This window comes from Streptosporangium sp. NPDC050284 (assembly GCF_044459525.1).
In the GTDB taxonomy this organism is placed as follows: domain Bacteria; phylum Actinomycetota; class Actinomycetes; order Streptosporangiales; family Streptosporangiaceae; genus Streptosporangium.
This window is the reverse complement of record NZ_JBITIZ010000016.1, coordinates 51,372-75,720: the sequence shown is the minus strand read 5'-3', so window position 1 is coordinate 75,720 and position 24,349 is coordinate 51,372. Positions and strand designations below refer to the sequence as shown.

Here is a 24,349-nt window from a genome sequence, read left to right as displayed (position 1 = left end):
GTTCGCGGACGAGCATCCCGTCTCCCTCCGTCGAGAGCCCCTCCGGGTGGCCGCTTCCACGTCGACCGGTCGTATGCCTCCAGCATCCCGGGGAACACCGCCATCTGGCCCGCCAACCGCAGCAACGCCGCCTGCGGAATCTCCAGGGGGCATTGGGGATGTAGCCGAGTAGATCAACAACCTTCCTGAAAAACCCTCGGCAACCCCAGCTCAGAGCCATATCCGTTGGGTTTTCGCTGTTTGCCACGGGACCCCCTATCGGTCCGTCGACTCCGCCATATGGCGCAAAATGCACAAACCATCCTTTTGTGGACACGCATCATTGAATCCACTTAAGGTTCCCTATCGGGATTTTTGTCAGAAAAAGATGTCAAGCGGAACCATTATCGGTATTACACTTTTAGTTACGGCCAATCCGATACCAGAGCAAGACTGTACGTTTATTCATAAGTCTGAAAATGTTTGCAATGAGGTATTTGTTTCGTCAGCGGTGCTGATTACTCTCCCGATCATGGGTTCTCAACGGGAGGAGCACCTTTGTCATTGAAACTGCGTCGCATCATGTCGGCGATCGCCGCGGGGGGACTCGTCGTTCTGACGATGGCGAGTCCGGCGGCCGCATTCGCGCCGCCGTACATCAACGAACCCACCGGTCCGTACACACTGCCGGTGGACGCCAACGTGCCCAAGCGTGGCTGCACCACGACGCTGTCCGACCCCAAGGACGCGAGCGGGAGCACCCCGGCCATCCAGGTGATCTACGCCTGGCACGACGGCGGAGGGAACAACTACGAGGCCCAGGTCGAGCAGATCGCCAAGCTGGTCGACCGGATGGACCTGGAGCTGGACGAGTCCACCGACTACGACCAGCACCTGAAGCTGAGCTGCCGCACCGGCTACGACACCAGCACCTACTCCGGTTACGCCCGCGCGCTGGTGATACCGGAGAAGATCGAGGCCGGCGTGATCGGCGGCGAGACCACGGTGGACAAGATCACCGATGATCTCGGCACGGCGGGATACGACAACGCCAACCGCAAGTACGTGGTGTTCGAGGACTTCAACGGGACCGCGACCGCCTGGTGCACGACGACGTGCGCGGCGACCGCCGACGAATGGTCCAGCGCCACCCTGCTGCACGAACTGATCCACCTCGGCGCGGACAGTTTCTACGTGGACCATCCCAAGGTCACCGAGACCGTCAACTACCTCAGCTATCCCGACGTCATGTCCAGCCAGACCTCCGACTGGCAGCTGGACCATGACTTCAACAACTACTACGACCCGAGCGAGACCACGGCGACCTTCTACACCGGCAATGAGGCCGGTGACACCCGCAAGGTGAACGTCGCGGCCTGGCCCTACTTCACCACCCCCACCTGCTGCGACATCGGCTACAGCAACGACCTGCTGACCGCGCAGGAACGCACCGTCGAGGCCGACGCGCCGTACGCCGCCCCGACCGGGTTCAGCGTCTCGGGCGGCGGCTGGATCCAGGTGACCCCGCCCGGCCCGACGTCACAGATCTCGGCCAAGCACTACGACGGCCGCCGGTCGCTCACCATGAACGTGCAGTCGCACGCCGACGGCGTCGTATCGGTCACCCGCAAACCCGCGGTGACCGCCGGCCAGACCTACAAGTTCTTCGCCAAGATGACCACCGCCACCTCCGGCAACGTGAAACTGCGCCTGTCGTGGTACAACTCGTCCAATACCCTGATCTCCACCAGTGACGGTCCGACCACCGCGCTGACCAGCACCTGGACGGAATACCGGCACAGGGCGACCGCCCCGACCGGAGCTACCAGCGTCCAGATCTCGGTGGTCAGCCCCGCCGGCCAGACCTTCGTCTACCAGCTCGACGCCCTCCAGCTCAACCACTGCAACAACGGCAAGACCACCGACGGCTGCCGACTGGACAGCTGGCAGTGACCTCCAGGTGACGAACTGATCCAGCGCCTCCCGGCGGTGACCCGGTGCACCGGAGCCCGCCGGGAGGCGCTACGTCGTCCCTTGCCGTGACCGACGAGGTTTCTCCGTCACCCGGTTCTCAGTCGCCCCCTCCAGGTGGGTCGGCGCGGTTTGCGATCATGAGTCGGGACGGACCGTCGCTACCAGGCCGCCAACATCTCCTGCGAGGCCCCGAGGGAGTCCAAGGGCTCCTGACGAACGAGGACAGTCACCTGTCCGTTCTCGTCCAGCCTGCTCAGCGGGTAGAAGTTTCCCGTGAAGAGCAGGTGGCGCCCGGTGGCGTCGTACTGGAACAGTTTCCACCGCGGAATGCTCCTGCCGGCGTGTTCCGCGCCGAACAGCGTGCCGATCTTCCGGCCGTCCACGACGGAGTACTCCTCGATCGTGTAACGGTGCGGTCCCCGGCCGTCGGACGGGTACCTGCGGCCGACCAGCATCCTGTGACCGTCTGGGCTGATCGTCGCGGCATCCGGGGCATCCACCCCCTGAACCACCGTCCGGCCGGCTTTGAGCGTGTCACCGGCGGCGGTCGTGTCAAGGACCCGGGCCTGCGACATGGTCACGAAGCCCAGCGTGCGGCGGTCGGCCGCCCACGACAGGCTCCAAAGGTCTCCGGTGGCGTTCGTCGTCCAGGTACGCGTCTTCCCGGTGGGCAGGTCGACGACCGTGAGCCGGGCACCGGGGCAGAAGCGCAGCGTCTTGTCCTTGCCACACACCTCGCCGTCGACGCTGTAGGCCAGTCGGGTGCCGTCGTCCGTGACGGCGAGGGATGACGCGGCCGTACCTGTCACAGGGGAGATCACGTCGCGCGCCAACTCCGCGACCCTCCCGCGCTCGTCGATCCGTATCCGGTAGAACCACGTGGTGCTCACCGCCGTCTGACGGGACAGCACGCTCTGGGCGACGTAGAACGTTCTGCCTTCTCCGGTTCCGGCGAGCAGATATCCGCCGCGCACACCCCGGGTGCTCCCTTCCGGGGATCGTGGCATCACAACCCGGTCGGTGACCTTACCGCTGTGGGCGTCGCGGACCATCAACCCGTCGTTCCTCGCGACCAGGAGGAAGCCGGGGCCGGGCGGACCTTCCGTCACGGGTTGTACCGCACCCGAACCGCGCAACCCGGTCCCGACGGCGACGCTCACCACCACGACCGCCAGGGCGGCCAGCAGCGGAGCCATACGAAGAGAACCAGGAAGGCGACGAGTGGCCCTCGGTCGTACCGCCTGGTCGGCGGGGCGCAGGGTCTCGGCGCTCACCAGCTCGGCACCGGCGGCAAAGGCGTCGCGGAGCCGGTCTTCGGTCTGCGGGGTCATCGGTCCTCCTCCAGTTTCGTGGCGAGCGTCCTGAGGGCTCGGGACGTGGACGACTTCACCGTTCCGCGGCTGACCCCCATCACATCGGCGATCTCCCCCTCCGACAGGTCGAGGTAGTAGCGCAGCACCACCGCCTCACGCTGACGGCGCGGCAGTGCTCGAACGGCGAGGAACACCTCTCGCCGGGTCTCCCCCAGCAACACCTCGGTCTCCGCGGACCAGAACGGCACTTTCCGATCACCGCCAAAACGCCGAGTGATCATCCGGCGCCGGTGGACCATGCGGCAACCGTTGAGTACCGCCGTCCGCAGATAGGGGAGCATCTGGTCGTGATCGGTCAACCGGCTCCACCGGCGGTGGATCGCCGCGAAGGCGTCCTGCACGACATCCTCGGCCGTCTCCCGGTCCCCCACCAGCAGAAAGGCGAAGCGGACGAGGCCGAGACGGTGGGTCATGAACAAATCGGTGACGACGGTGTCGGCCGGAGCGGCCGCCGCGTGAGGCTCCGGCGGCGGTTTCTCCACCACACTCCTGATCTCAGACTGCATGCCTGCTCCATGCGTATCCCACCGATCAGGTTGCCTCGGGACGGCGGATTGGTCCCCTTCCCAGCGAAGCCCCTTCCCGCGCCGTCGCGCGGTCAGCGGGGTCAGCAGGGTCAGCAGGGTCAGCGCGGTCAGCCTTCCCTGTGGCGTCGGCCCAGCTCCGCGACGAAGGCCGTGAGCAGGCGGGCGAACTCCTTCCTTTCCCGCTCGGACCAGTCACGCATCGCCGCGTCGAAGATCTCGCGGCGGAAGCGATGGACCCGCTCGGCGTGCCCGACGCCCAGTTCGGTGAGTTCCAACGTGCTGCGGCGGCCGTCGGCCGGGTCGGCCACCCGGCGAACCAGCCCCGCCTCGACGGCCCTGGCCACCAGGCGGCTGGCACGGGGCTGGTCGACGCCCATCCGGCCCGCGACGGAGGTCACCGTCGCGGCCTCCGTTTCCTCCTCCACGGCGTCGATCACCCCGAAGAGCGCGGGGTCGAGCTCGACGTCACCCGCGAGGCGCTGGAGGGCTCGGCGGGTCTGGCTGCGCCGGATCGCCACCATCGCCCGTTCGACGGCGGCCACCTGAGGGTCTTCCATCTCTCGATAATACATGCATTAATACATGTTATTGTCAAAGAACATGTATTTACCGAAGATCGAGAAGCAGGGAGAGGCGGCACCGTGAACACCTCCCGGATCACCGGCCAGAGGCGTCCCATCGGCTACTGGATCAAGCACCTCCACGGCCTCGTCGAGAGTTCTCTCGACGACCTCCTCGCCGACCAAGGGCTGACCCGCCGCCACTGGCAGGTGCTGAACGTCGTCGCCGTCGACTCCCCCACCCTCGCCGGCCTCGACACCGCCCTCGCTCCCTTCCTCGACGACCGGTTCCCCTCCCTGCGCCCGTTCGTGGACGGTCTGCGCGAGCGGGGCTGGCTGGAAGGAGCGGAGCGGCTCTCCCTCACCACCGCCGGGATCCGGGCGCACGAAGAGTTGCGACGGCGGGTGGACACCGACCGCGCCCGCCTCACCGAGGGAATCAGCGCCGAGGAGTATCTGGCCACGATCGACGTCCTGACGCGGATGTCGGCCAACCTGACCGGGCCCGGCGAGACCCGCGAGACCCGCGACCGACCTTCAGGCCCCGCCGGACCGGGCCCCATCGGACCGAGGCTCCGGCGAACCGAGACCCACCGGGCCGGCCCCTCCCGCCCGAGCCCTTCGAACCCAGGAGTCCCAGGCTCGAGCCCCAAGACCCAAGAACCTCAGGAGGAGCGCCCCGCGTAGTAGCGCCGCGACTTGTCGCGGCTGCCGCACGTCGCCATGCTGCACCACCGGCGGCGACGATTCTTGCTGACGTCCAGGAACAACCAGCAGCACGAAGGACACTCGCCAAGCCGGTCCAACGGCCCATGGGTGAGCAGCTCGACCGCCGAGGCCGCGACCTCCCAGAGCAGGATTCGCGCCGTACGCGGTGCCCCCCAGGAGAACCGGAACTTCTCGTCGGCCTCCTCCAGCCGGCCACGGGCGATGCCGTCACCGTGCAGCGCGACGACGGTGTCCAGATCCGGTCGCGGCGCCCGCTCCCCCCGCGTGAGGGGCCGGAACACCCGGAACACCGCCTCACGCAGCTCGCGGGCGTCCGGCAGGGCCGCCGCGAGCCCGTCCGGCTCCTCGATCGGACGCCCCGCCGCCGCGGCCCAGGTCACTGCCTCATCCGGCGTGCCCAACCAGTCTCGCCCGGCCACCGGACGGGCGTTGACCGTGTTCGCGAAGTCCAGGCACAGCGCGTTTCCAACCAGCTCGACGGCAGTCATGGCATGAGTATCTCACCGATCAAAGTCTGTTGACAGGTTAGGTGCCATCGGCCACGCTATGACCGATCAAACATATTTGAAAGGTGAGAAACGGATGCGCCTCCTCCCCGTTTCGCTGGGCCGGCCGTTCAACGCGCTGTGGTTCGGCACCGGTGCCGCGAACCTCGGCGACGGCATGGCGCTGTTCGTCCTGCCGCTGCTCGCCATCGCCGCCGACGCCTCCCCCGGCGGGGTGGCGGCCGTGACGGCGGCGCTCACCCTGGCATGGCCGATCTTCGGCCTGCACGCCGGCTGGATCGTCGACCGGGTCGACCGCCGGATGCTGCTGAGCGGCGTGAACCTGTTCCGCGCGCTGGCGCTGTCCGGCCTCACCCTCGGCCACCTCACCGGCACCCTGTCGCTGCCCCTGCTCCTCGCCGTGGCGGTGCTGCTCGGCGTGGCCGAGACCCTGGTCGACACCGCGCTGACCTCGACCATCCCCGTGGTCGTCGAACCCACCGGGCGCGGCAGGGCCAACGCGCGCATCGAGGCGACCGTCAACATCGCCAACCAGCTCGCGGGCCCACCGCTCGCCGGGCTGCTCGCGGGCCTCACCCTCGCCCTGGCCACCGGCGCGAGCGCGCTCCTGTACGCCCTCGCCGTCGCCGGGATCGCCATGATGGTCCTGCGCCGGACACCCGCCGAGGCCGGCACCACCGGGAACGGCGACGTGGCCGCGGGCTTCCGATACCTGTGGCGGCAGCCGGTGGTGCGAACGCTCACCCTCTTCACCGCCGTGATGAACATCCCCTGGGCGGTCGCGACGGCCCTGCTCGTCGTGTACGCGGTGAGCCCCGGCCCGCTCGGCCTCACCACGGTCCAGTACGGCCTGGTGCTGACGGCGATGGCCGTGGGCGGGCTGCTCGCGGCGGCGGTGGTGGAGCCGTTGCGGCGCCGGTTCGGGGTGGCCAGGCTGCTCATCGTCGACGCCGCGGGGACCGTGCTGCTGGTGGCGCCCGTGGCGCTGGGCGGGCCGACCTGGACTGTGGCCGCGGGGGCGGTGATCGCCGGCGCCGGGTCGAGCATCTGGCGCATCCTGGTGGCCACGATCCGGCAGAACCTGTCGCCGCCGGAGTTGCTGGGACGTATCTACGCCGCGTCCCGGATGCTCAGCTGGGGCGTGATTCCCGCCGGCGCGGCACTGGCCGGAGTCGCGGCGGAGCTGTGGGGGGTACGGGCGGTGTTCGGCATCGCCACGGGACTCGCCATCGCCGTGCTGTGCGTCTTCGTGCCGTACGCGCTCCGTACGGACCTGTCCGCGTCCGCCGAGTCCATGAACGTCGAGTCCGCGACCGGCGGGTCCGCCGTCGTCGAGTCCACGTCCGTCGAGGCGGCGGTGGACCGCCGACCCGCTGTGTGAGCACGGCGGACGGCACTTCGCCCCCATGTGCCCGAGGTCCCGATCGGCACACGCCCCCACGGATCCGAGGTCCGGATCGGCACACGCCCCCCGGGTCCGGGGTCCCGGTCGGCGGGCCGCGACCCGCAACAGGCGGGGGTGAGAAAATGCGTGGGAAGTGTCGGCGCCCGGTGATAGAAAGCAAGTTCGACTTTCATCCTCGACTTGCTCGGGAGCGAGCCCGTGACCACCAGCAGTTCGGAGTTCTCCGTCTCCGACCGCCCGCATGACAGGCGGGGGCCGGTGCGCTGGCTCTGGTCCCATGTTCGCCGCCACCCGCTCCAGCTGGTCGGATTCCTCGGCGCATCACTGATCATGGTCGTGCTCAACGCCATGGTCCCCGGGTTCACCGGTGACGCCTTCGACGCCGTCCTGAGCGAGGACGGCGGCGGGGCACGGGCGCTGGGCATGATCTCGCTGGCGCTGCTGGCGATCGTGCTCGCCCGCGGCCTCTTCGACGTCGTCGCGCGTCTGGCCAGCGAGGTCCTCGCCAAGCGACTGGAGCGGGACGCCAGGGACGAGCTCTACGTCAGCCTGCTCGGCAAGAGCCAGACCTTCCACAACAGGCAGCGGGTCGGCGACCTGATGGCACGGGCGGCCAACGACATCCGGCAGCTCTCCACCATGATCAGTCCTGGCGTCGACCTCATCGTCGACTCCGGTCTGACCGGCCTCGTGCCCCTGGTCTTCATCGCCGCGATCGACCCTCGACTGCTGCTGGTGCCCGGCGTCTTCGCGGTCGCCTTCGTCTTCGCGCTCCGGCACTACATGAGACGGCTCAACCCCGTGGCGACCCGTATGCGAGAACAGTTCGGCGATCTCAACGCCGGGCTGAACGAGGCGGTCAGAGGCATCGAGGTCATCAAGGTGACCGCGCAGGAGGGCCAGGAGCGGCGGCGGTTCCAGACACGCGCGCGGCGTTACCGCGACTCCTTCGTCCACAACGGCCTGGTCCAAGCCCGCTACCTGCCGACCCTGCTCTTCGCCTTCGCGATGGCCGGCTCGCTCTGGCACGGCCTCCACCTGCACACGGCGGGTGCCATCACGATCGGCGACCTGGTCGCCTTCATGGGCCTGATGGGCATGCTGGGCTTCCCGACCAACATGTCGATCTTCACCTTCTCGCTGGTCCAGATCGGCATCGTGTCCTCCCGCCGGATCCTGAGCATCATGAACACCGAGACCGAGCTCCGGCAGCCCGACGACGGCCACACCGCGCCGATCAACGGGGCGATCGTCTTCGAGAACGTGACGTTCGGCTACGGGGACGACGATCCCGTGCTGCGCGACGTGACGTTCACCGTGAAGCCGGGCGAGACCGTGGCGATCGTCGGCGAGACCGGCTCCGGCAAGAGCACCCTGACCAAGCTGGTCCCCCGGATCTACGACGTCACCGCGGGCCGGATCCTGGTCGACGGCGTGGACGTACGTGAGTGGGACCTCGACTCGCTGCGCTCCCAGATCTCCACCATCGAGCAGGACATCGTGCTCTTCTCCCGGTCGGTCGCCGAGAACATCGCCTTCGGGCTGGGCCAGCGAGTGGAGCGAGACGCCGTCGTCCGGGCGGCGGAGGAGGCCCAGGCCGCCGAGTTCATCGGCGAGCTCGACGACGGCTACGACACGGTCATCGGTGAGCGCGGCATCACCCTCTCCGGCGGCCAGCGCCAGCGCCTCGCCATCGCGCGGGCGCTGCTGACGGATCCGGCGATCCTCGTGCTCGACGACTCGACAAGTGCGATCGACTCCGCCACGGAAGACAGGATCCAGCGGGCCATCGGCCGCCTTCTCGACGGGCGCACCACCCTGCTGATCACCCACAGGCTCTCCCAGATCCGGTGGGCGGACAAGGTCCTGCTGCTCCGCCGAGGCGAGCTGGTCGACTACGGAACGCACGACGAGCTGCTCTCCAGGAGCCGCCTCTACCGGCGGATCTTCGCCCACTACGACGAGGCCGACGTGACCGGCGACACCATCGATCCGGCCGTGGTCCTCGCGGGCGAGCAGGGAGGGCAGGGCTGATGGGCTTCCTCATGGACGGCCTCGACGCCGAGGACTACGACCGCACCTACAGCGATCGTGAGCTCCTTCGCCGGATCCTGTCCTATTTCCGGCCGAAGCTGGGGTCGATGATCCTGGTCGCCGTCATGATCGTGCTGTTCTCACTGAGCCAGGCGGCGATTCCGTTGCTGGTCAGCTGGGGCGTGGACGGAATCGAGGGCGGCACGATCGCCGACGTGGGGTGGCAACTCACCGCGGGCCTGCTGATCGCCGGGATGCTCGGCTGGCTGTTCAACTTCGTCCGCCAGTGGCACAGCGCGAAGGTCACCGGCGACGTCGTCCTGCGTCTGCGCGAGGACGCGTTCGACGCCGTACTCAAGCGTGACCTGTCGTTCTACGACGAGACCCCGTCGGGCAAGATCGTCAGCCGGGTCACCTCCGACACCGACGACTTCGCCACCGTCTCCACCCTGACGATGGACCTGATCAGCCAGGTGCTGATGGTCGGCTTCGTCACGGCCATACTCTTCCTGCGCAGCGTCGAGCTCGCCCTGCTGACCCTTCTCGTGGCACCGATCGTGATGGGCATCGCCCTGCTGTTCCGGCGGGTCGCCCGCAGCAGCACCCGCCAGGCGCAACGCTCGCTGAGCCGGGTGAACGCCACCCTGCAGGAGACCATGGGCGGGATCACCGTCGCCAAGAACTTCCGCCAGGAGCAGCGGGTCTACGACGAGTTCCGCCCCATCAACCGGCAGAGCTACCAGGTCACACTCAAACAGGGTTTCGTCTTCTCCGGCATCTTCCCCGTTCTCTTCGTCGTCGCCGGGCTCGCCACGGTCGCGCTCGTCCAGCTGGGCGGCACCGCCGTCCTCGGCGGCACCCTGTCCGGCGGCGACTGGTTCCTCTTCCTCCAGGGCGTCGCGCTCTTCTGGTTCCCGCTCACCTCCATCGCCGCGTTCTGGTCGCAGTTCCAGCAGGGCCTGTCCGCCTCGGAGCGGGTCTTCGCCCTGATCGACGCGCCACCCCGGGTGGTGCAGATCGACCCCCAGCCGGTCGGCAGGCTCGCGGGCCGCATCGAGTTCCGAGACGTCAGGTTCGGCTACGAAGCGGAGAACACCGTCCTTCGGGACTTCAACCTCACGATCGAGGCGGGCGAGAGCGTCGCGCTGGTCGGCCACACCGGGGCGGGCAAGTCGACACTCAGCAAGCTCATCACCCGGTTCTACGAGTTCCAGGACGGCCTGCTGACGATCGACGATCGCGACGTCCGCACACTCGACCTGGCCGGATACCGGCGGCAGATCGGCGCGGTGCCGCAGGTTCCGTTCCTGTTCAGCGGCACCGTCGCCGACAACATCCGCTATCCGAGACCGGAGGCGAGCGACGAGGAGGTGCTCGCCGCCGCCGCGGCGGTCGGCGGGGGCGACTGGATCGACGCTCTGCCGGACGGCCTGCGTACCGACGTCGGCGAGCACGGCCGCGCTTTGTCCATGGGCCAGCGCCAGCTCGTCGCGCTGGCCCGCCTGCTCATCCAGGATCCGGCGATCGTGGTCCTGGACGAGGCCACCGCCAGCGTCGACCCGCTGACCGAGGCCCAGATCCAGGAGGGCCTGGACCGGGTGCTGGCCGAGCGCACCTCCATCGTCATCGCCCACCGGCTCTCCACGATCGAGCACGTCGACCGCATCATCGTGCTGGATCACGGCCGGATCGTCGAGGAGGGCGACCACACCACGCTGCTGGCTCGTGGTGGCCACTACTGCCAGGTCTACAACACCTACTTCAGGCACCAGTCCCCCGACTACCGGCCCGGTTCCGGCTTCGTCTCCGTCACCGGCACCGCATGATCGACGCCGCTCGAATCGGGACCCCGAGCCGGCCCGGCGGCGAGAGCAGCCGATCCGACCTACGTCGCGATCCGCGTGTACCGCTCGGTGGGCTTCCCCGACTCCGAGACCCAGGTCCAGTTGGAGCCGTCGGCGACTGCTCCGGCGTCACTGTGACCTTCGCGAGCCCGAGGGACCGGTGTGCGCCCGCCGGACATATTCACTATATTTAGCAAATGGTGAATCTAGCATCGGTGCTCTCGCTGCACGGTTGCGCTCTCCGCCATGCCGACAGCGGTGGCGACGGTGTGCCGCTGGTGTTCTCACACGGCGCCGGGGCCGACCACGTGATGTTCGACGCCCAGAGCGAATACCTGCGCGCCCGGGGATACCGGGTCGTCACCTGGGACATGCGCGGCCACGGCCGCTCTCGCCCGGCCGGGGCTCCGTTCACCGCCGAGCGGGCTATCGCGGACCTGTGCGCGCTCGTCGAGCATCTCGCGCTCGACCGTCCCGTGCTCGTGGGACAGTCCCTCGGCGGCAATCTCGGCCAGGCCGTCGTCCGGCGGCGTCCGGACCTCGCCCGAGCGCTGATCGTCATCGGTTCGACGTGGAACACCGCGCCGCTGTCATGGAATGAGCGTCTGCTGCTGAAGGCGGCCGCGCCGAGTCTGTCGATGATCTCCACCAAACGCCTTCCCGGCATGATGGCCAACGCCTCGGCGGTGACGGAGAAGGCGCGGGCGGACGCGCGACGGGCGTTCTCCCAGCTGTCGAAGGAGGAGTTCGTCCAGGTGTGGCGGGCGACCGTCGAACTCCTCGACCCGGATCCCGGCTATCGCACGCCTGTGCCTCTGTGCCTGATTCGCGGCGAACGAGACCGTACCGGCAACATCGCCTCGGCGATGCCCAGGTGGGCCAGGACCGAGGGCGTCGAGGAGGTCGTCATCCCCGGCGCGGGCCATATCGCCAACCAGGACGACCCTCGTGCGGTGAACGTGGCGATCGAGGCGTTCTTGCGTAGGATCTCGGCATGAGGCGGGCACAGCGGTGAGCGCGACCAGGCGTCGCGCGTTCATCACCTCGGTGGGTGACCTGCTGGCCTCGTGGAACCTCCCGCACGCGACCGGCCGCGTCTACGGACTGCTGCTGGTGACCGAGGAGGCGACCTCCCTCGACGCGATCGCCGCCGAGCTCGAACTGAGCAAGGGCGCGGTGAGCACCGCGGTGCGGCAGCTGGACTCCTGGGGACTCGCCAAGGTGATCCCGCAGCCCGGCAGCCGCAGGCTCCTGGTCGAGGCCACGGGAGGGATCGAGTCGCTGCTGGAGGCGAGCCATTCACGGGCCAGGACCCTGATCGCCGCACTGCGCGACGGCGAGGCCCTGGTGAGTCCCGGTCCCGCGCAGGATCGGCTCAGAGATGTGATCGGGCTGTTCTCCGGCTATGTCGATGTCGGGAGCCAGATGCTCGACAGATACCGCCGGTAGCACCGCGAGATCGGACGCCCGGCTCGCCGACGGGTGCCCGCCCTCACCGGAGGCGGAGGCCGGGACTCGAACACCAAACCCATAAATATCCCCCGATCTTGCATTAAAACGCCTAAATACTCATTATCGGTTCAGACGATGAAAAGTGACCTTTCCCGATCGGCAGGGACCGCCTCGGCCCGGTCCATCTGCGTGTCGGCGACCACCAGGCACCGAGTCCGCCGCGGGAGCGCGCCCGGCGGCTCTCATCAGTGAGAACGTAGGTGATCGCCTCCGCCCGGCGGCTCGCCATCCGTGGACGTCGACCCGCGAGAAAGCCGACCAGGCGGGGCCGAGATTGAAAACGTCTGAACACCTGGTTATCGGCTCGCACAGTGGAAAGCGTCCTTTCCGAATGATGCCCTGATCGGAGCATGCCCCGGGAGTGCCCGTCGCCGGACCAAGATTCAACTTCCGATAGAAGTATATTTGTCACCATTTTATTGGTGCTCGCGACCTTTCGCAGCCCGCATAACGAGCGATGATGTTGCGATGAGTGGCAACGAAAGATGAAAAACGGCGATGAAAATAAAGGTCAGGTGCGGCGGCGACCGCTCCTGACCACCCGCTCGCAGATCCCTCCCGGACCGCTGCGTGACCTCAAGGATCTGCTGCACGAGCTGTACTTGGAAGCCGGTTCCCCCACTCTCGACGACATCGCCGAGGGAATCTCCGACGACCTTCCGGGCCCGGATGCTCCCCGACGCGACACCGTCCGCCGGATACTGGCCTCGGCGGAGACGCCTCCCCGCCAGGGCGACCTGACGGCCGTACTCACCGTGCTGGCCCGCCTGGCCCGGCGGGCCCCGGCCGACGCAGCCGACCGGGGCCGCGAGCTGTGGAGGAGAGCCCGCCTGGTCTCGTCGGCCGGATTGCCGATCCGCTCGCTGGCCGACCCGTTCTCGCTGGGGGTGCACCGGGCGATCGACGCGGGCGCGGAGGCCGCGGGAATGGCCGACCTGCCCGTCTACGTGACCCGCCCCCACGACGACCACCTGGCCGCCGTCGTGCGGCGGGCGGCGGCCGGGCACAGCGCGGTCGCGATGCTGGTCGGCGACTCGTCGACCGGCAAGACCCGGGCCTGCTGGGAGGCCGTGCGGCTCCTGCCCGGCAGGTGGCGACTGTGGGACCCGGCCGCTCCCGGCCCTCCCGAGGCGGTCGCCGTGGCCCTGGGCTCCCTCGCGCCGCGGACCGTCGTGTGGCTCGACGAGTCGCAGTCCTACCTGCTCACCCCGGCGAGCGGCCTTGGCGAGCGCGTCGCCGCCGGGCTGCGTGCCCTGGTGGGCGACCCGGAGCGCGGCCCGGTGCTGGTCCTGGGCACCCTCTGGCCCGAGTACTGGACCGCCCTCACCGAGACTCCCGCCGCGGGCGGCGCCGACCCCCGTACCCAGGCGCGGGCGCTGGTGACCGGCGCCGCCATCCACGTCCCCGACCGTTTCACCGGCTCCCACCTGGGGGCGGCGCGCGGCGACCCGCGTCTGGAGCGCGCGTACGCCGGGACCCGCGACGGCAGGATCGCCCAGTACCTGACCGGCGTGCCCGACACGGTGGAGCGTTACCGCAACGCGCCCGCCCCGGCCAGGGCCGTGATCGAGGCCGCCATGGACGCCAGGCGCGCGGGACACGGCCCCGCCCTTTCCCACTCCCTCCTGAAGACCGCCGCGTTCGACTGTCTGACCGGTTACGAGTACGGCGCCCTGCCCCGGGACTGGTTCGAACGGGCCCTCGCCTACGCCTGTGGTGTCCACGGCCCCCTCACGCGCGTCCACCCCCACCACGACGAGCCGTCCGCCTCCCCCCGCTACCGGCTCGCGAACCACCTGGAACAACTCGGTCGCGCCGAGCGCCGTACGCGTCCCGTCCCCGCCGCCCTGTGGGACGCGCTGATCTCCCACGCCGCCCCCGAGGACCTGCCGCGCCTCGCCGCCCAGGCACGGGCCCGCGGTCTCTACCACCACGCACTCCTGCTGTACGGGGCCGCGGCCACGGCCGGTGACCCCGACGCCCCGCGACAGGCGATCGCCCTGCTCGGGGAGACGGGACGTACCGAGGAGGCGCTCACCTGGCTGCGGGTCCACAGCGGCCAGGACGACGCCCGGACCCTCGCCTCGATCGCCGCCGTCCTCGACGGGGCCGGACACCGCGAGAGGGCAATCGCCGCCTACCTGCGCGCCGCCGAGACGGGCGACCCCGACGCCGCGAAGGAGGCGATCACCCTGCTCGTGGACGAGGGGAGGATCAGGGAGGCGATCACCTGGCTTAGTGCCCGCGACTGGTTCGACGACGCCGGCCTTCCTCTCTGGACCGCGGCACTCCTCGACAGGATGGGACACCACGAGAAGGCCCTCACCGTCTACCTGCGCGCCGCGAAGGCGGGGATCGTCGACGCCCCGGAGTGGCTGGCGTCCCTGCTGTACAGGACGGGCCGCACGCAGGAGGCGATCGTCGCCTGCCGTCGCGCCATGAGAACCGGCGACGGCCACGCCCTCAAGCAGGCCGTCGCCCTGCTGCGGGAGATGGGACGTACCGGGGAGGCGCTCACCTGGCTGCGGATCCGCGCCGAGAACGGCGACACCGACGCCCTCTGGGAGGCGGTCGAGCTGCTGCGGGAGTCGGAGCGGACCAAGGAGGCGATCACCTGGCTGCGAACCCGCGCCGAGAACGGTGACCACCGCGCGATCTCGAAGATGGTCGAACTGCTCCAGGAGACGGGCCGGACCGAAGAGACGATCACCTGGCTGAACGCCCGCGCGGAAACCGGTGACCGCCCCGCCCTCGATCTGCTGCCGCGCCTTCTGGAGAGGGCGGGCAGGACCGAGGAAGCGATCGCCGCATATCAGCGCGCCGCCGAGGCGGGAAACGACGGTTCACGCTGGCCGATGGCCGTCCTGCTGCATCGGGAGGGCCGGCTGGAGGAGGCTCTGACCGCGTACCGGCGCGCCACCGAGACCGGGCACCTCGGTGCCGGCTGGGGGATGGTCGAACTACTCCAGGAGACCGGCTGTATCGAGGAGGCGCTGGCCGCGTACCGGGACGCCACCGAGGCGGGAAACGCCGACGCCCTGTGGAAGGCGGTCGAACTACTCCAGGAGACGGACCGGACCGAAGAGGCGATCACCTGGCTGCGCGGCCGCGCAGAGAACGGCGACGCCGACGCCCTGTGGAAGGCGGTCGAACTACTCCAGGAGACGGACCGGGCCGAGGAGGCGATCACCTGGCTGAGCGGCCGCGCCGAGAACGGCGACACCGAAGCCCTCGGGCGGTTCACCACCCTGCTGCACCAGCTGGACCGTGCGGAGGAGGCGATCACCTGGCTGCGCAGCCGCGCCGAGAACGGCGACGCCCGCGCTCTGGGCCACGCGGTCGACCTGATGTACGAGACAGGAGGGGCGACGGAGGCGATCACCTGGCTGAGCGCCCGTGTCGAGGCGGGCGACACCGGCGCCCTGACCTGGCTCGCCGTCCTGCTGCGCGAGACGGGTCACCCGGAGAGGGCGGTCCTCGCCCACCTGCGCGCCGCCGAGCTGGGCCTGCCCGGCGCCCTGCGCGAGGCGATCGGCCTGCTGGTACGACTCGGCCACGTCGGCGAGGCCGAACGGATCCGGCGCTACGGGATCACCCCCGGCAGGACGTGACTCCCTGCGGGAGAACACCACCATTGAGCGCTGACTGAGAAACGTGCTCTGGATACCACTTCTCAGCCGGCCTCAGTGATAAGCCCGGCGGGACCGCCGTGGCGGCGTTGACGGCTCAGCCGTGACGCGGCGGTTCCGAGGTCAGGAAGTCGCGGATCCGATTTTCTCCCTCTCCGATTGTGCCGTTATCGGGCGGCGGCCTCGGCGCCGGCCTTCTGCGCACGGCGTCATCCCTGCTTGCGTCATGGGCATACTATGCTGCCCATGACGCAAGAAACTGGAGACCTGGACAGCCTCGTACGCAAACGCATCCGTGCCCTGCGCGTCGCACAGGGCTGGTCCCTGGAAGAGCTGGCCGGCCGCGCCAACCTCAGCCAGTCCTCACTGAGCCGCATCGAGAACGGACAGCGCCGCCTCGCCCTGGACCAGCTCGTCACCCTCGCCCGCGCTCTGGACACCACCCTCGACCAGCTCGTCGAGAACGCCGCCGACGACGTCGTGATCAGCCCGATCGTCGACGGCGCTCACGGCCGGATGCGCTGGCCCGTGAAGAGCGACCCCGGCATGAGCGTGATACGCCAGCGCATGACCGAGCCGCCGCCCGACAACCCCTCGCGCATGCGCGCCCACCCAGGCCGGGAATGGCTGGTCGTCCTCTCCGGCACCGCGATCCTCATGCTGGGCCACCGGCGCTTCCGCCTCGAGACCAACCAGGCCGCCGAGTTCCCGACCATGTTGCCGCACGCCATCGGCGCCGAAGGCGGACCGTGTGAACTTCTGGGCATCTTCGACCGCGACGCCCGCCGAGGACACCAGCGCGACAACGACGGCGACACCCCCGAACTCCGCCGATGACGGCGACGCGCACCCTCCGCGTACGGGTGCGCCTTGCGCGTGAGGCACCGTCTCACACCGGTCTCTTGCGCATTCTGGGAGTCATCATGCTTTCTAAGCAAACCCGCCTTACGGTGACGACATGACCCAAGCACACTCGCATGCCTCCCACCACGGCGCGCAGCACGACCACGGCGCGCAGCACGACCACCACCGGCAGGACGACCACCACCGGGAGGACGACGCCGACCAGGCGGAGATCCTCGACCTGGACGCGGAAGTCCTCGCCGAGCACATCGCGTCCATCACCGCGTGGCTGCCGCTGAAGACCAGCCCGCGCCACATCGCCGACCTGGGCTGCGGCACGGGAACGGGCACCTTCGCCCTCCTCGACCGTTTCCCCGAAGCTCACGTCATCGCCGTCGACGCCTCACCCGAACACCTGCATCGCCTGCGCAGGAAGGCGTGCGCCCGGGACGTGGACGACCGCGTACGCACCGTGCAGGCCGACCTCGACGCCGCCGACTGGCCCGACCTCGGTACGCCGGACCTGGTCTGGGCCTCGGCCTCGATGCATCACATGGCCGACCCCGGCCATGCTCTGCGCAACGTCCACGACATGCTCCCGTCCGGCGGCCTGTTCGCCGTCGTCGAGCTGGCCGGCTTTCCCCGGTTCCTGCCGGAAGACGCCCCCGAAGAGCGGCCCGGCCTGGAGGACCGCAGCCACGCCGCGACCGACCGCTTCCACGCCGAGCACATGCCCCATCGGGGCGCCGACTGGGGACCGATGCTCACCGCCGCCGGGTTCACCCTCGACGGCGAGCGCACCGTCATCGTGAACATCGACGGCACCCACAACGAAGCCGTCGGTCGCTACGCCCTGAGCACCCTTCGGCGCGTCCGCGGTGCCGTCGCGGAAACGCTCCCCGCCGATGACCTCGCCGCACTCGACCGGCTGCTCGACACGAGCGGTCCCGGCAGCCTCCTGCGCCGCGACGACCTCTCGGTACGCACCGAACGCACCGTCTGGGCCGCACGCCGCACCTGACCTCCGCCCCACGCGGATCGCCCGCGAAGCGGGGACGGGATGTGGTCCGAGGACCATGACACGGCGATCCGTACCCTGTCGCGCCGAACTCAGTCGATGATCGCGGTGGCCTCGACCTCGACCAGAAGGTCGGGTACGGCCAGCGCCGCGACACCCAGCAGCGTGGCCGGAGCGACCGGGGTGACCCCCAGCTTCGCGGCCGCCCGAGCGACCCCCTCCAGGAACAACGGCATCTTGTCGGGGGTCCAGCCGACGACGTAGGCGGTCAGTTTCGCCACGTCGCCGAAGGAGGCGCCGGCCTCGGCCAGGGCCGTGCCGATGTTGAGATAACACTGCTCGACCTGAGCCGCGAGATCGTCCTCGCCGACCGTGACCCCGCCGGCATCCCAGGCGACCTGCCCGGCGACGAAGACCAGCTTCGTCCCGGTCGCGATCGACACCTGCCGGTACACATCGATCTCCGGCAGTCCGGCGGGGTTCACCAGGGTGATGGCCATGCTGCCCACTCCCTCTTCAGGAGAGTCCTCGGGCTCGCTTCCGGCGGCCCCGATCACTCTCGGTCTCTTGTAGTTACTTGGGAACCATAGGAGAGTGTTCACTGACATGGAAGAACGCACTTTTCAGTGACTGGGGAACCTTATGGTGACCAAGCAGTTCAACGGCTCGCCCCAGGACGCGGACCTGACCCGCGCGGACTCCCTGGCGCGGGAGATCTTCTCGGACATCGCCAACAAGTGGGCACTCCTGATCATCGAGACCCTGGGGGACCGCACCCTGCGCTTCGGCGAGTTGCGGAACGAGATCGACGGCATCAGCCACAAGATGCTCACCCAGAACCTGCGCATGCTGGAGCGCAACGGCCTGGTCGAGCGGGAGGTGCACCCCACCGTGCCGCCACGGGTCGAGTACACCCTCATGGAGTCGGGCCAGGCGCTACGCAAGACGGTTGACGGCATGTGCGACTGGACCAGCCGATATCTCGGCCACATCGAGGACTCCCGCCGCCGCTTCGACGCGTAACCCGAGCAAGGCACGGATCCCCCGGGGATCACCGGCTACTACTTCGGGCGGCCCAGCGGCGAGAACAACGAGGATCATCCCTGACCTGCGAAGAATCTTGGCCCTCACCCCGCCCACTGACCATCGCGCCCAACTTCTTGCGGCTGCCCAGGCTACCCCGATTGGGCAAAGTTGCCAGAAACAGCGAGTTGCCAAGTTTTGGCAACTCGCTGTTTCTGGCAACTCAGCATGGATTCCCGGCACTTGCCATGTCACCCTGGAGTCATGGCGCGCACCCATGAAAATGGATTCCCCAACACTCCAGAGCAACTTCTGGAGCTGGGAATCGACCGATTGCGCAAGATGCTGGGGCAGCAATGGGAGGTGACGCTGGAAGCCGACGCCTGCCGGGCGGAGGACCTCGGGCATGACGCGTTCATCACCATCACAAGCCCTGACCGGAGCCTCACCAGGCGCGTCCTGGTGGAAACCAAGCTGAGTTGGACCCCGGTTCTCCTGGAGCGAGAGCTACTGCCCCGGGTTTCGTTGATGCGCCGCCTCAGTCAGGACGCCGCTGTGCTGGTCATCGCTCCATGGATCAGTCCACAGACGCGCGCCCTGCTGTCTCGCTGGGGCTGCGGTTACATCGACCTGACCGGCAATGTCTCTTTCCGGATGAATCAACCAGCCATAGTGCTTGAAACCCAGGGCGCCGCACGGGATCCACGACCACGTACGGCTGGTGCTCAGCGCGGATTGAGCGGCGCACGCGCCGGGCGCCTGGTCCGTGTCCTGGCCGATGTCCGCCCTGCCTACCGGGCGGCGGAACTGGCGGAGACGACCGGCCTAAGCGGTGCCTACGTCTCGCGTCTGCTGGACGCGTTGGAAGAAGAGGCGATCATCAGGCGCCGAAACAGAATTGTCGTGAAGGTCGACTGGGAGGCCCTCCTACGCCTGCGCGCCTCGGAGACGTCTCTGCTGAGACCAGGGCGCTTCCTCGGGTTCCTGGTCCCCAACGGCCTGGACTCCTTCATCGGCAGGCTGCTCGAACACCAGGAACTCCGCACCTCAATGGCCCTTACCGGGCCACTCGCGGCTACAGGGGTGGCTCCCCTGGCCATCGGCGGTCAGGCGATGCTCTATGCCACCGAGGAGGCCACCGCTCGTCTGGTGGAAGGTCAGGGTCTCTTCCCGGTGAACCAGGGTGCCGACGTCTTGTTGCTCCAACCTCCCGATACGAGCGTATTCTCCGGAGTTCGCCAGGTCGACGGCCTGCCCCACGTGGCGTTGAGCCAACTGGTGCTGGACTCCCTATCGGGGCCTGGTCGACTACCCGCTGCTGGAGAGGCAGTGCTGAACTACATGCGTGACCATGAGGAAAACTGGCGCCTGGACGACCTTGACAGCATAGAGTTTCCCCCATCCTGACCTCAGCTATGGGGGTGAGCTGGGGTTTCGACGATCCGGAGGAACCTTATGGCGCGCATTCCCGAAGGTGTTGATCTTAATGAACTCACCGTCGTGGCCCGCCGGGTCCTCCTGGACGCCTTACAGGCACTCTACGAACACTCCAATGCCATCGTCCTGGTCGGCGCCCAGGCAGTGCATCTGCGGACAACCGGCGTCGTACTGACTGGTTCCCCCTACACCAGCGACGCTGATTTGAGCCTCAACCCCAAGCTCATCCGGGACGAGCCTTTGCTCAACGAGGCCATGCGCGGTGCGGGATTCGAGCTGACCATCCCCAACAGCCCAGGACTCTGGACCCGTATGGAAATGATCAATGGCCAGAGCCATCCCGTTGAGGTGGACCTTCTCGTGCCGGAGACGCTCGCCCCCAACCGTGGTAGGCGCAGCGCGCACCTACCACCCCACGACAAGAACGCCACCCGGCATGTCCTCGGACTTGAAGCCACTCTGTTTGATCACTCCTCGTTGCAGGTGCCAAGCCTCGAACCGGGGAGCGACTCACGAGAACTCGCGATTGAGGTAGCCGGTCCGACCTCGCTGCTGATCGCCAAAGCTTTCAAGCTTCGCGACAGGCTCAACGACCGCGCCGCCCCACCTCACCGCCTGGCCGACAAGGACGCCGGCGACGTCGTGCGACTGATGATGGCCACTGGCGACAGCCTGCGCTCGACATTCAAACGGCTATCCCAGGAGGAGCAGATCCGCGACGTCGTAGCCGAAGGCTGCGAACTCCTGTGGGAGCAGTTCGGCTCTGCACGCGCCACCGGCGTACAGATGGCCGTGCGCGCGCTCGCCGGCGACCTGGAGGAAGGACGCATCCGACTGTTGGCTCCCGCATTCGTCGAAGCCAACGTGCCAGAGCTATGACGCGCTCACGTACCACGTTTCGCCCTCGCACGATACGCCGGTGACGGCACGGCGGCCCCGGATCGGGGAAGGGATGGGGCCGCCGTGCCCGTTCGTCAGAAGTGGCCGATGGTGACCGAGGTGGAGGTCAGTGCCCAGCGATGCAGCATGGTCGTCTCGGCCTCGCGCATCTGCGCCTTCAGTCCCTCGACCGTACGGTCACAGATGATCAGCGGTTCGGGGGTGGGCCAGGTGGCGATGGCGTGGAAGAGGCGGCTGCCCGTGCCGTACAGGACGGACCAGCCGGGCCGGGTGATCTCCAGCATCGCGGCCTCGGCACGCGCCTCGTGGTCCCAGGTGTGGTGGGGTACGGGCAGGGCGGCCTGGCCGTCGCGGTGGCGTCCGCGAGAGCGGATGGGCCGTCGCCGGATCATGAGACCACCTGCCCGACAGCGCTCTCCGCGACCGGGGTCTCCGTGACGGGGTCGGTCTGGGCATCGGCCTCCTGGGCGATGATCTCCTGCCGGTCGGTCTCAGCCCGCAGGGCCTCCAGACTGTCGGCGTCGACGGTGCGCTCGGCTCCGGCGTGGAACGCGGCCAAGGAGAAGGGCTGCTCACGACTGGCCCACAACCGTCCGGCGTCACTGAGGATGAGCCGCCAGCCGGGAATGGTCGATTCCCGCCTGGGCTCGGGACTGATGGACCCACCATCGTTCATTGATTGGACCTCGATCCGATCAAGGGCCCGTCCGGTCGTTGGTAGCGGTGGACGGGCCCGCTTCGTACGGTGGGCGAAGACGCGGAGGGGTGTGCCGTACGGGCCGGGTGGCCGGTACGGAGACGGGGTGACCGTTACACGGTGCAGGACGCAGGCGGCCGATCTCCGGGGACGGGCCGCGAGGCGACGTACGGCGCCGGACTGGGACCGCCCGAGATGGATGGATCTGGACGGGAGCGCCGGGCGAAGACGGCAGGACGATGATGCCGGTACGGAAGGCACGGCGGCCGAGTCGTGCTCGGAGCGACGCTGCGCCGGTATCGGCGGAGCCTCTTCGACAGGAACCACGCGAACGGGCGACTCGAAGCAGGACGGGGAGCGGTCTCCGGTGCGGCGGACCCGCAGGCGAACATCCATCAGCGCGGCGGACGGCTGAGCGTACTCGTGGTCGGCGACCTGATCGGGGCAACCGTGTGCGTAGGGAGCGTGCCCGCAGGTGGCACATCCCATCGGCATCGGCGGCACCTCGGCGAAACAGCCGCAGTCGTTCACCGCGGCTCGGTCGAGAACCGGGGTACTAGGGTTACTCATGGATCAGGAGCGCCTTCCTGGTCAAGGGATCCGTGCGGCGTTGCGAGCGCCTGCGGATCCCGTTTTCGTACTGGGCCAGAGGCTACGCGATGGAGTGTAGCCATGTATAGCGATGTATGGCTACCCATGGATTTCAGCAGGTCACCATAGCCATACGGTGAATTCATGAGCAGCGTCTCGCCGTTCGATCCAGAAGAGGACAGCCCGGAATACGTGTATGTCCGGCTGGCCAATCACATCCAGGCGTTGATCGATGCCGGCGACCTACGGCCGGGTCAGCGACTCCCGGCAGAGCGCGATCTCGCCTCCGAATATGGCGTGGCATACCTGACGGTCCGGCGCGCGATGCGGGAACTGCGCGGGCGCGGCCTGATCAGGACCGTGGTCGGAAGAGGAACATACATCGACCCGCAGGCAGAGCCCTCGCGTCCCGACGACGTTTCGCCCGCCGACTGATCGGCGCAGCGGCGATCAACGACGGCTACGATGCCGCCCCGGACACTTCAACCCTGCCATCACTCTAGGTATTCAATCAACTCCTTACAGTGTGGCGCGCAACTTACATGATCACAAGCGCCTTGTATGAATTTGCTCGGCGCACGACGACAGTGATCAGGCATGCTGGTCGGCATGGCTGCTGCGAGTCCTACCGTCCGGCACCGCCGCCTCGGCCGTGAGCTGCGAAGACTTCGCGAGATAGCGAATCTCACCCTGGAGGAGGTGTCCACTCCGCTCCGCTGGTCCACAGCCAAGCTAAGCCGCATCGAGAACGCCCGCACCATGCCCAGCAGCACGGACATCGCTGATCTTTGCGATCTGTACGCTGTGGACCCCTCGGCGAAGGCAGGGCTGATCCAACTCGGCCAGGATGCCGGTCAGCGGGGTTGGTGGACCGCCTACAGCGATGTGTTCGCCGGCGCCTACGTCGGCCTGGAATCCGAGGCGACCGCCATCCACACCTGGGAACCGCTGCTGGTGCCGGGCCTTCTGCAGAACGAGGACTACGCGTGTGAACTCATCCGCACGTCACGGCCGGAACTGGTACCCACAGAATTGAAGCGGTATGTGGCAGCTCGGATGGCACGCAAAATCAGCCTTCTCAGCTCAAAGGCGCCCTCGCTGCACGTGCTCATGGACGAATGCGCGCTGCGCCGCCCTGTTGGCTCGCCCGCCATCATGGCCCGCCAACTCGGAGACATCCTTCACATCACGGACTGGCCCAACATCACCGTTCAGATACTTCCGCTTCGGATCGGTGCGCACTGTGGCCTGGAGGGCGCTTTCTCTCTGCTGGCGTTCGATACCGAAGATCCGGAGGTGGGCTACACCGGCTGCCCAGGCGGAGACGTCTATGTAGAGGCGACGGATCAGGTGAAGAACCTTAAGCTGACATTCGAGCGTCTTGCCGGTGTGTGCTTGTCCCCCGAGAAGTCTGCGGCGTTCATTGCTGCGGTAAGGAGTGACCATGCCCCCCTCTGACCTGACCACCGCCGTATGGCGTAAAAGCAGCTACAGCGGCGGAAGCAGCGACAACTGTGTGGAAGTAGCCACTAACCTTCCGGGCCTCGTCGCCGTACGCGACAGCAAGGACCCGTCCGGTCCGATGCTCACCTTCTCCCCGACAGCCTGGAGCGACTTCCTGGCGGGTATCCGCAGCGGAGAGATCTGACCGACGCAAGCGTCGTACCACCGAGGCCCTACAGAGGCCACCCAGTCATTCGACAAGTGTGATCCTTCCTCCGAGAAGTCGCTGCGATGACCTCGTGCGGTCAGTCCACCATCTTCCGGA

Annotated in this window: 23 protein-coding genes; 16 read left to right on the top strand and 7 right to left on the bottom strand. The window is 68.1% G+C overall.

Features of this window, described 5'->3' with window-relative positions:
* Positions 1 to 543 precede the first annotated feature (543 nt).
* Entirely contained in the window at positions 544 to 1,932 is a 1,389-nt protein-coding gene (locus ACIBH4_RS31335) for a carbohydrate binding domain-containing protein (protein ID WP_362764701.1), read from the top strand.
* 179 nt (positions 1,933 to 2,111) lie between these two features.
* On the opposite strand, the gene ACIBH4_RS31330 is transcribed toward ACIBH4_RS31335, so the two are convergent.
* The 3 genes from ACIBH4_RS31330 to ACIBH4_RS31320 form a co-directional block, all read right to left on the bottom strand.
* Positions 2,112 to 3,284, bottom strand: a complete 1,173-nt coding sequence (locus ACIBH4_RS31330; protein ID WP_362510243.1) for a hypothetical protein — start codon at positions 3,282 to 3,284, stop codon at positions 2,112 to 2,114.
* Positions 3,281 to 3,832 (bottom strand): SigE family RNA polymerase sigma factor, encoded by a 552-nt coding sequence (locus tag ACIBH4_RS31325; RefSeq protein WP_362510240.1) that lies wholly within the window; start codon positions 3,830 to 3,832, stop codon positions 3,281 to 3,283. The genes ACIBH4_RS31330 and ACIBH4_RS31325 overlap by 4 nt, the downstream gene beginning before the upstream one ends.
* A 128-nt stretch (positions 3,833 to 3,960) precedes the next feature.
* Positions 3,961 to 4,410 carry a MarR family transcriptional regulator gene (locus ACIBH4_RS31320; RefSeq protein ID WP_350941572.1) on the bottom strand — a complete coding sequence of 150 codons (450 nt, stop codon included), beginning with the start codon at positions 4,408 to 4,410 and terminating at the stop codon, positions 3,961 to 3,963.
* Between the two features lie 84 nt (positions 4,411 to 4,494).
* On the opposite strand from ACIBH4_RS31320, the gene ACIBH4_RS31315 reads away from it, so the two are divergent.
* Complete coding sequence (locus ACIBH4_RS31315; protein WP_362510234.1) at positions 4,495 to 5,100, top strand: MarR family transcriptional regulator; 606 nt, start codon at positions 4,495 to 4,497, stop codon at positions 5,098 to 5,100.
* Here ACIBH4_RS31315 and ACIBH4_RS31310 read toward each other — a convergent pair.
* Positions 5,079 to 5,630, bottom strand: a complete 552-nt coding sequence (locus ACIBH4_RS31310) for an ABATE domain-containing protein (RefSeq protein WP_362510231.1) — start codon at positions 5,628 to 5,630, stop codon at positions 5,079 to 5,081. The genes ACIBH4_RS31315 and ACIBH4_RS31310 overlap by 22 nt on opposite strands.
* Before the next feature lie 94 nt (positions 5,631 to 5,724).
* Here ACIBH4_RS31310 and ACIBH4_RS31305 point away from each other — a divergent pair, with 94 nt between their 5' ends.
* The 8 genes from ACIBH4_RS31305 to ACIBH4_RS31270 all read left to right on the top strand — a co-directional run bounded on the left by ACIBH4_RS31305 (position 5,725) and on the right by ACIBH4_RS31270 (position 17,936).
* Positions 5,725 to 7,029 carry an MFS transporter gene (locus ACIBH4_RS31305; protein ID WP_362764703.1) on the top strand — a complete coding sequence of 435 codons (1,305 nt, stop codon included), beginning with the start codon at positions 5,725 to 5,727 and terminating at the stop codon, positions 7,027 to 7,029.
* 222 nt (positions 7,030 to 7,251) lie between these two features.
* Positions 7,252 to 9,087 carry an ABC transporter ATP-binding protein gene (locus ACIBH4_RS31300; RefSeq protein WP_362510225.1) on the top strand — a complete coding sequence of 612 codons (1,836 nt, stop codon included), beginning with the start codon at positions 7,252 to 7,254 and terminating at the stop codon, positions 9,085 to 9,087.
* Positions 9,087 to 10,913, top strand: a complete 1,827-nt coding sequence (locus tag ACIBH4_RS31295; protein ID WP_362510222.1) for an ABC transporter ATP-binding protein — start codon at positions 9,087 to 9,089, stop codon at positions 10,911 to 10,913. The genes ACIBH4_RS31300 and ACIBH4_RS31295 overlap by 1 nt, the downstream gene beginning before the upstream one ends.
* Positions 10,914 to 11,128: 215 nt before the next feature.
* Positions 11,129 to 11,929, top strand: a complete 801-nt coding sequence (locus ACIBH4_RS31290; RefSeq protein WP_362764706.1) for an alpha/beta hydrolase — start codon at positions 11,129 to 11,131, stop codon at positions 11,927 to 11,929.
* 13 nt (positions 11,930 to 11,942) lie between these two features.
* Positions 11,943 to 12,380, top strand: coding sequence for a transcriptional regulator (locus ACIBH4_RS31285; protein WP_362510216.1), 438 nt, complete (start codon positions 11,943 to 11,945; stop codon positions 12,378 to 12,380).
* A gap of 578 nt (positions 12,381 to 12,958) precedes the next feature.
* Positions 12,959 to 16,054, top strand: a complete 3,096-nt coding sequence (locus tag ACIBH4_RS31280; RefSeq protein WP_362764709.1) for a hypothetical protein — start codon at positions 12,959 to 12,961, stop codon at positions 16,052 to 16,054.
* Between the two features lie 264 nt (positions 16,055 to 16,318).
* Positions 16,319 to 16,909, top strand: a complete 591-nt coding sequence (locus ACIBH4_RS31275; RefSeq protein ID WP_362510211.1) for an XRE family transcriptional regulator — start codon at positions 16,319 to 16,321, stop codon at positions 16,907 to 16,909.
* 121 nt (positions 16,910 to 17,030) lie between these two features.
* Positions 17,031 to 17,936 carry a methyltransferase gene (locus ACIBH4_RS31270; protein ID WP_362764712.1) on the top strand — a complete coding sequence of 302 codons (906 nt, stop codon included), beginning with the start codon at positions 17,031 to 17,033 and terminating at the stop codon, positions 17,934 to 17,936.
* 89 nt (positions 17,937 to 18,025) lie between these two features.
* Here the strand turns inward: ACIBH4_RS31270 and ACIBH4_RS31265 are convergent, their stop codons facing one another.
* Positions 18,026 to 18,433 (bottom strand): RidA family protein, encoded by a 408-nt coding sequence (locus tag ACIBH4_RS31265; RefSeq protein ID WP_362510206.1) that lies wholly within the window; start codon positions 18,431 to 18,433, stop codon positions 18,026 to 18,028.
* Between the two features lie 142 nt (positions 18,434 to 18,575).
* Here ACIBH4_RS31265 and ACIBH4_RS31260 point away from each other — a divergent pair, with 142 nt between their 5' ends.
* From ACIBH4_RS31260 to ACIBH4_RS31250, 3 genes are all read left to right on the top strand, one after another.
* Positions 18,576 to 18,956 carry a helix-turn-helix domain-containing protein gene (locus ACIBH4_RS31260; protein WP_362510203.1) on the top strand — a complete coding sequence of 127 codons (381 nt, stop codon included), beginning with the start codon at positions 18,576 to 18,578 and terminating at the stop codon, positions 18,954 to 18,956.
* A 264-nt stretch (positions 18,957 to 19,220) separates the two neighbouring features.
* On the top strand, positions 19,221 to 20,363 hold the full coding sequence (locus tag ACIBH4_RS31255; protein ID WP_362510200.1) for a helix-turn-helix domain-containing protein: 1,143 nt from the start codon (positions 19,221 to 19,223) through the stop codon (positions 20,361 to 20,363).
* A gap of 48 nt (positions 20,364 to 20,411) precedes the next feature.
* The gene (locus ACIBH4_RS31250) at positions 20,412 to 21,272 is read left to right on the top strand and encodes a hypothetical protein (protein ID WP_362510197.1); all 861 of its coding nucleotides are present in this window, start codon (positions 20,412 to 20,414) and stop codon (positions 21,270 to 21,272) included.
* A gap of 95 nt (positions 21,273 to 21,367) precedes the next feature.
* Here ACIBH4_RS31250 and ACIBH4_RS31245 read toward each other — a convergent pair whose 3' ends face one another.
* Together ACIBH4_RS31245 and ACIBH4_RS31240 are read right to left on the bottom strand one after the other, a co-directional pair.
* Positions 21,368 to 21,685: a hypothetical protein gene (locus ACIBH4_RS31245; protein ID WP_362510194.1), complete on the bottom strand. Its 318-nt coding sequence runs from the start codon at positions 21,683 to 21,685 to the stop codon at positions 21,368 to 21,370.
* Complete coding sequence (locus ACIBH4_RS31240) at positions 21,682 to 21,969, bottom strand: hypothetical protein (protein ID WP_362510192.1); 288 nt, start codon at positions 21,967 to 21,969, stop codon at positions 21,682 to 21,684. The genes ACIBH4_RS31245 and ACIBH4_RS31240 overlap by 4 nt, the downstream gene beginning before the upstream one ends.
* A gap of 756 nt (positions 21,970 to 22,725) precedes the next feature.
* On the opposite strand from ACIBH4_RS31240, the gene ACIBH4_RS31235 reads away from it, so the two are divergent.
* The 3 genes from ACIBH4_RS31235 (at position 22,726) to ACIBH4_RS31225 (ending at position 24,229) form a co-directional block, all read left to right on the top strand.
* Positions 22,726 to 23,016 carry a winged helix-turn-helix domain-containing protein gene (locus ACIBH4_RS31235; protein ID WP_362510189.1) on the top strand — a complete coding sequence of 97 codons (291 nt, stop codon included), beginning with the start codon at positions 22,726 to 22,728 and terminating at the stop codon, positions 23,014 to 23,016.
* A gap of 162 nt (positions 23,017 to 23,178) precedes the next feature.
* On the top strand, positions 23,179 to 24,039 hold the full coding sequence (locus ACIBH4_RS31230; RefSeq protein WP_362764715.1) for a helix-turn-helix transcriptional regulator: 861 nt from the start codon (positions 23,179 to 23,181) through the stop codon (positions 24,037 to 24,039).
* On the top strand, positions 24,026 to 24,229 hold the full coding sequence (locus tag ACIBH4_RS31225; RefSeq protein WP_362510183.1) for a DUF397 domain-containing protein: 204 nt from the start codon (positions 24,026 to 24,028) through the stop codon (positions 24,227 to 24,229). Before ACIBH4_RS31230 ends, ACIBH4_RS31225 begins: the two co-directional genes overlap by 14 nt.
* The last annotated feature ends 120 nt before the right edge of the window (positions 24,230 to 24,349 follow it).

Excerpts from the sequence above, each read along its gene's own strand:
- ACIBH4_RS31225 (WP_362510183.1), top strand. The coding sequence starts at position 24,026 with ATGCCCCCCTCTGACCTGACCACCGCCGTATGGCGTAAAAGCAGCTAC.
- ACIBH4_RS31275 (WP_362510211.1), top strand. The coding sequence starts at position 16,319 with ATGACGCAAGAAACTGGAGACCTGGACAGCCTCGTACGCAAACGCATC.
- ACIBH4_RS31320 (WP_350941572.1), bottom strand. The coding sequence starts at position 4,410 with ATGGAAGACCCTCAGGTGGCCGCCGTCGAACGGGCGATGGTGGCGATC.
- ACIBH4_RS31230 (WP_362764715.1), top strand. The coding sequence starts at position 23,179 with ATGCTGGTCGGCATGGCTGCTGCGAGTCCTACCGTCCGGCACCGCCGC.
- ACIBH4_RS31330 (WP_362510243.1), bottom strand. The coding sequence starts at position 3,284 with ATGACCCCGCAGACCGAAGACCGGCTCCGCGACGCCTTTGCCGCCGGT.
- ACIBH4_RS31250 (WP_362510197.1), top strand. The coding sequence starts at position 20,412 with ATGGCGCGCATTCCCGAAGGTGTTGATCTTAATGAACTCACCGTCGTG.
- ACIBH4_RS31235 (WP_362510189.1), top strand. The coding sequence starts at position 22,726 with ATGAGCAGCGTCTCGCCGTTCGATCCAGAAGAGGACAGCCCGGAATAC.
- ACIBH4_RS31245 (WP_362510194.1), bottom strand. The coding sequence starts at position 21,685 with ATGATCCGGCGACGGCCCATCCGCTCTCGCGGACGCCACCGCGACGGC.
- ACIBH4_RS31290 (WP_362764706.1), top strand. The coding sequence starts at position 11,129 with ATGGTGAATCTAGCATCGGTGCTCTCGCTGCACGGTTGCGCTCTCCGC.
- ACIBH4_RS31310 (WP_362510231.1), bottom strand. The coding sequence starts at position 5,630 with ATGACTGCCGTCGAGCTGGTTGGAAACGCGCTGTGCCTGGACTTCGCG.
- ACIBH4_RS31305 (WP_362764703.1), top strand. The coding sequence starts at position 5,725 with ATGCGCCTCCTCCCCGTTTCGCTGGGCCGGCCGTTCAACGCGCTGTGG.
- ACIBH4_RS31295 (WP_362510222.1), top strand. The coding sequence starts at position 9,087 with ATGGGCTTCCTCATGGACGGCCTCGACGCCGAGGACTACGACCGCACC.
- ACIBH4_RS31255 (WP_362510200.1), top strand. The coding sequence starts at position 19,221 with ATGGCGCGCACCCATGAAAATGGATTCCCCAACACTCCAGAGCAACTT.
- ACIBH4_RS31240 (WP_362510192.1), bottom strand. The coding sequence starts at position 21,969 with ATGAACGATGGTGGGTCCATCAGTCCCGAGCCCAGGCGGGAATCGACC.
- ACIBH4_RS31325 (WP_362510240.1), bottom strand. The coding sequence starts at position 3,832 with ATGCAGTCTGAGATCAGGAGTGTGGTGGAGAAACCGCCGCCGGAGCCT.
- ACIBH4_RS31270 (WP_362764712.1), top strand. The coding sequence starts at position 17,031 with ATGACCCAAGCACACTCGCATGCCTCCCACCACGGCGCGCAGCACGAC.
- ACIBH4_RS31265 (WP_362510206.1), bottom strand. The coding sequence starts at position 18,433 with ATGGCCATCACCCTGGTGAACCCCGCCGGACTGCCGGAGATCGATGTG.
- ACIBH4_RS31260 (WP_362510203.1), top strand. The coding sequence starts at position 18,576 with ATGGTGACCAAGCAGTTCAACGGCTCGCCCCAGGACGCGGACCTGACC.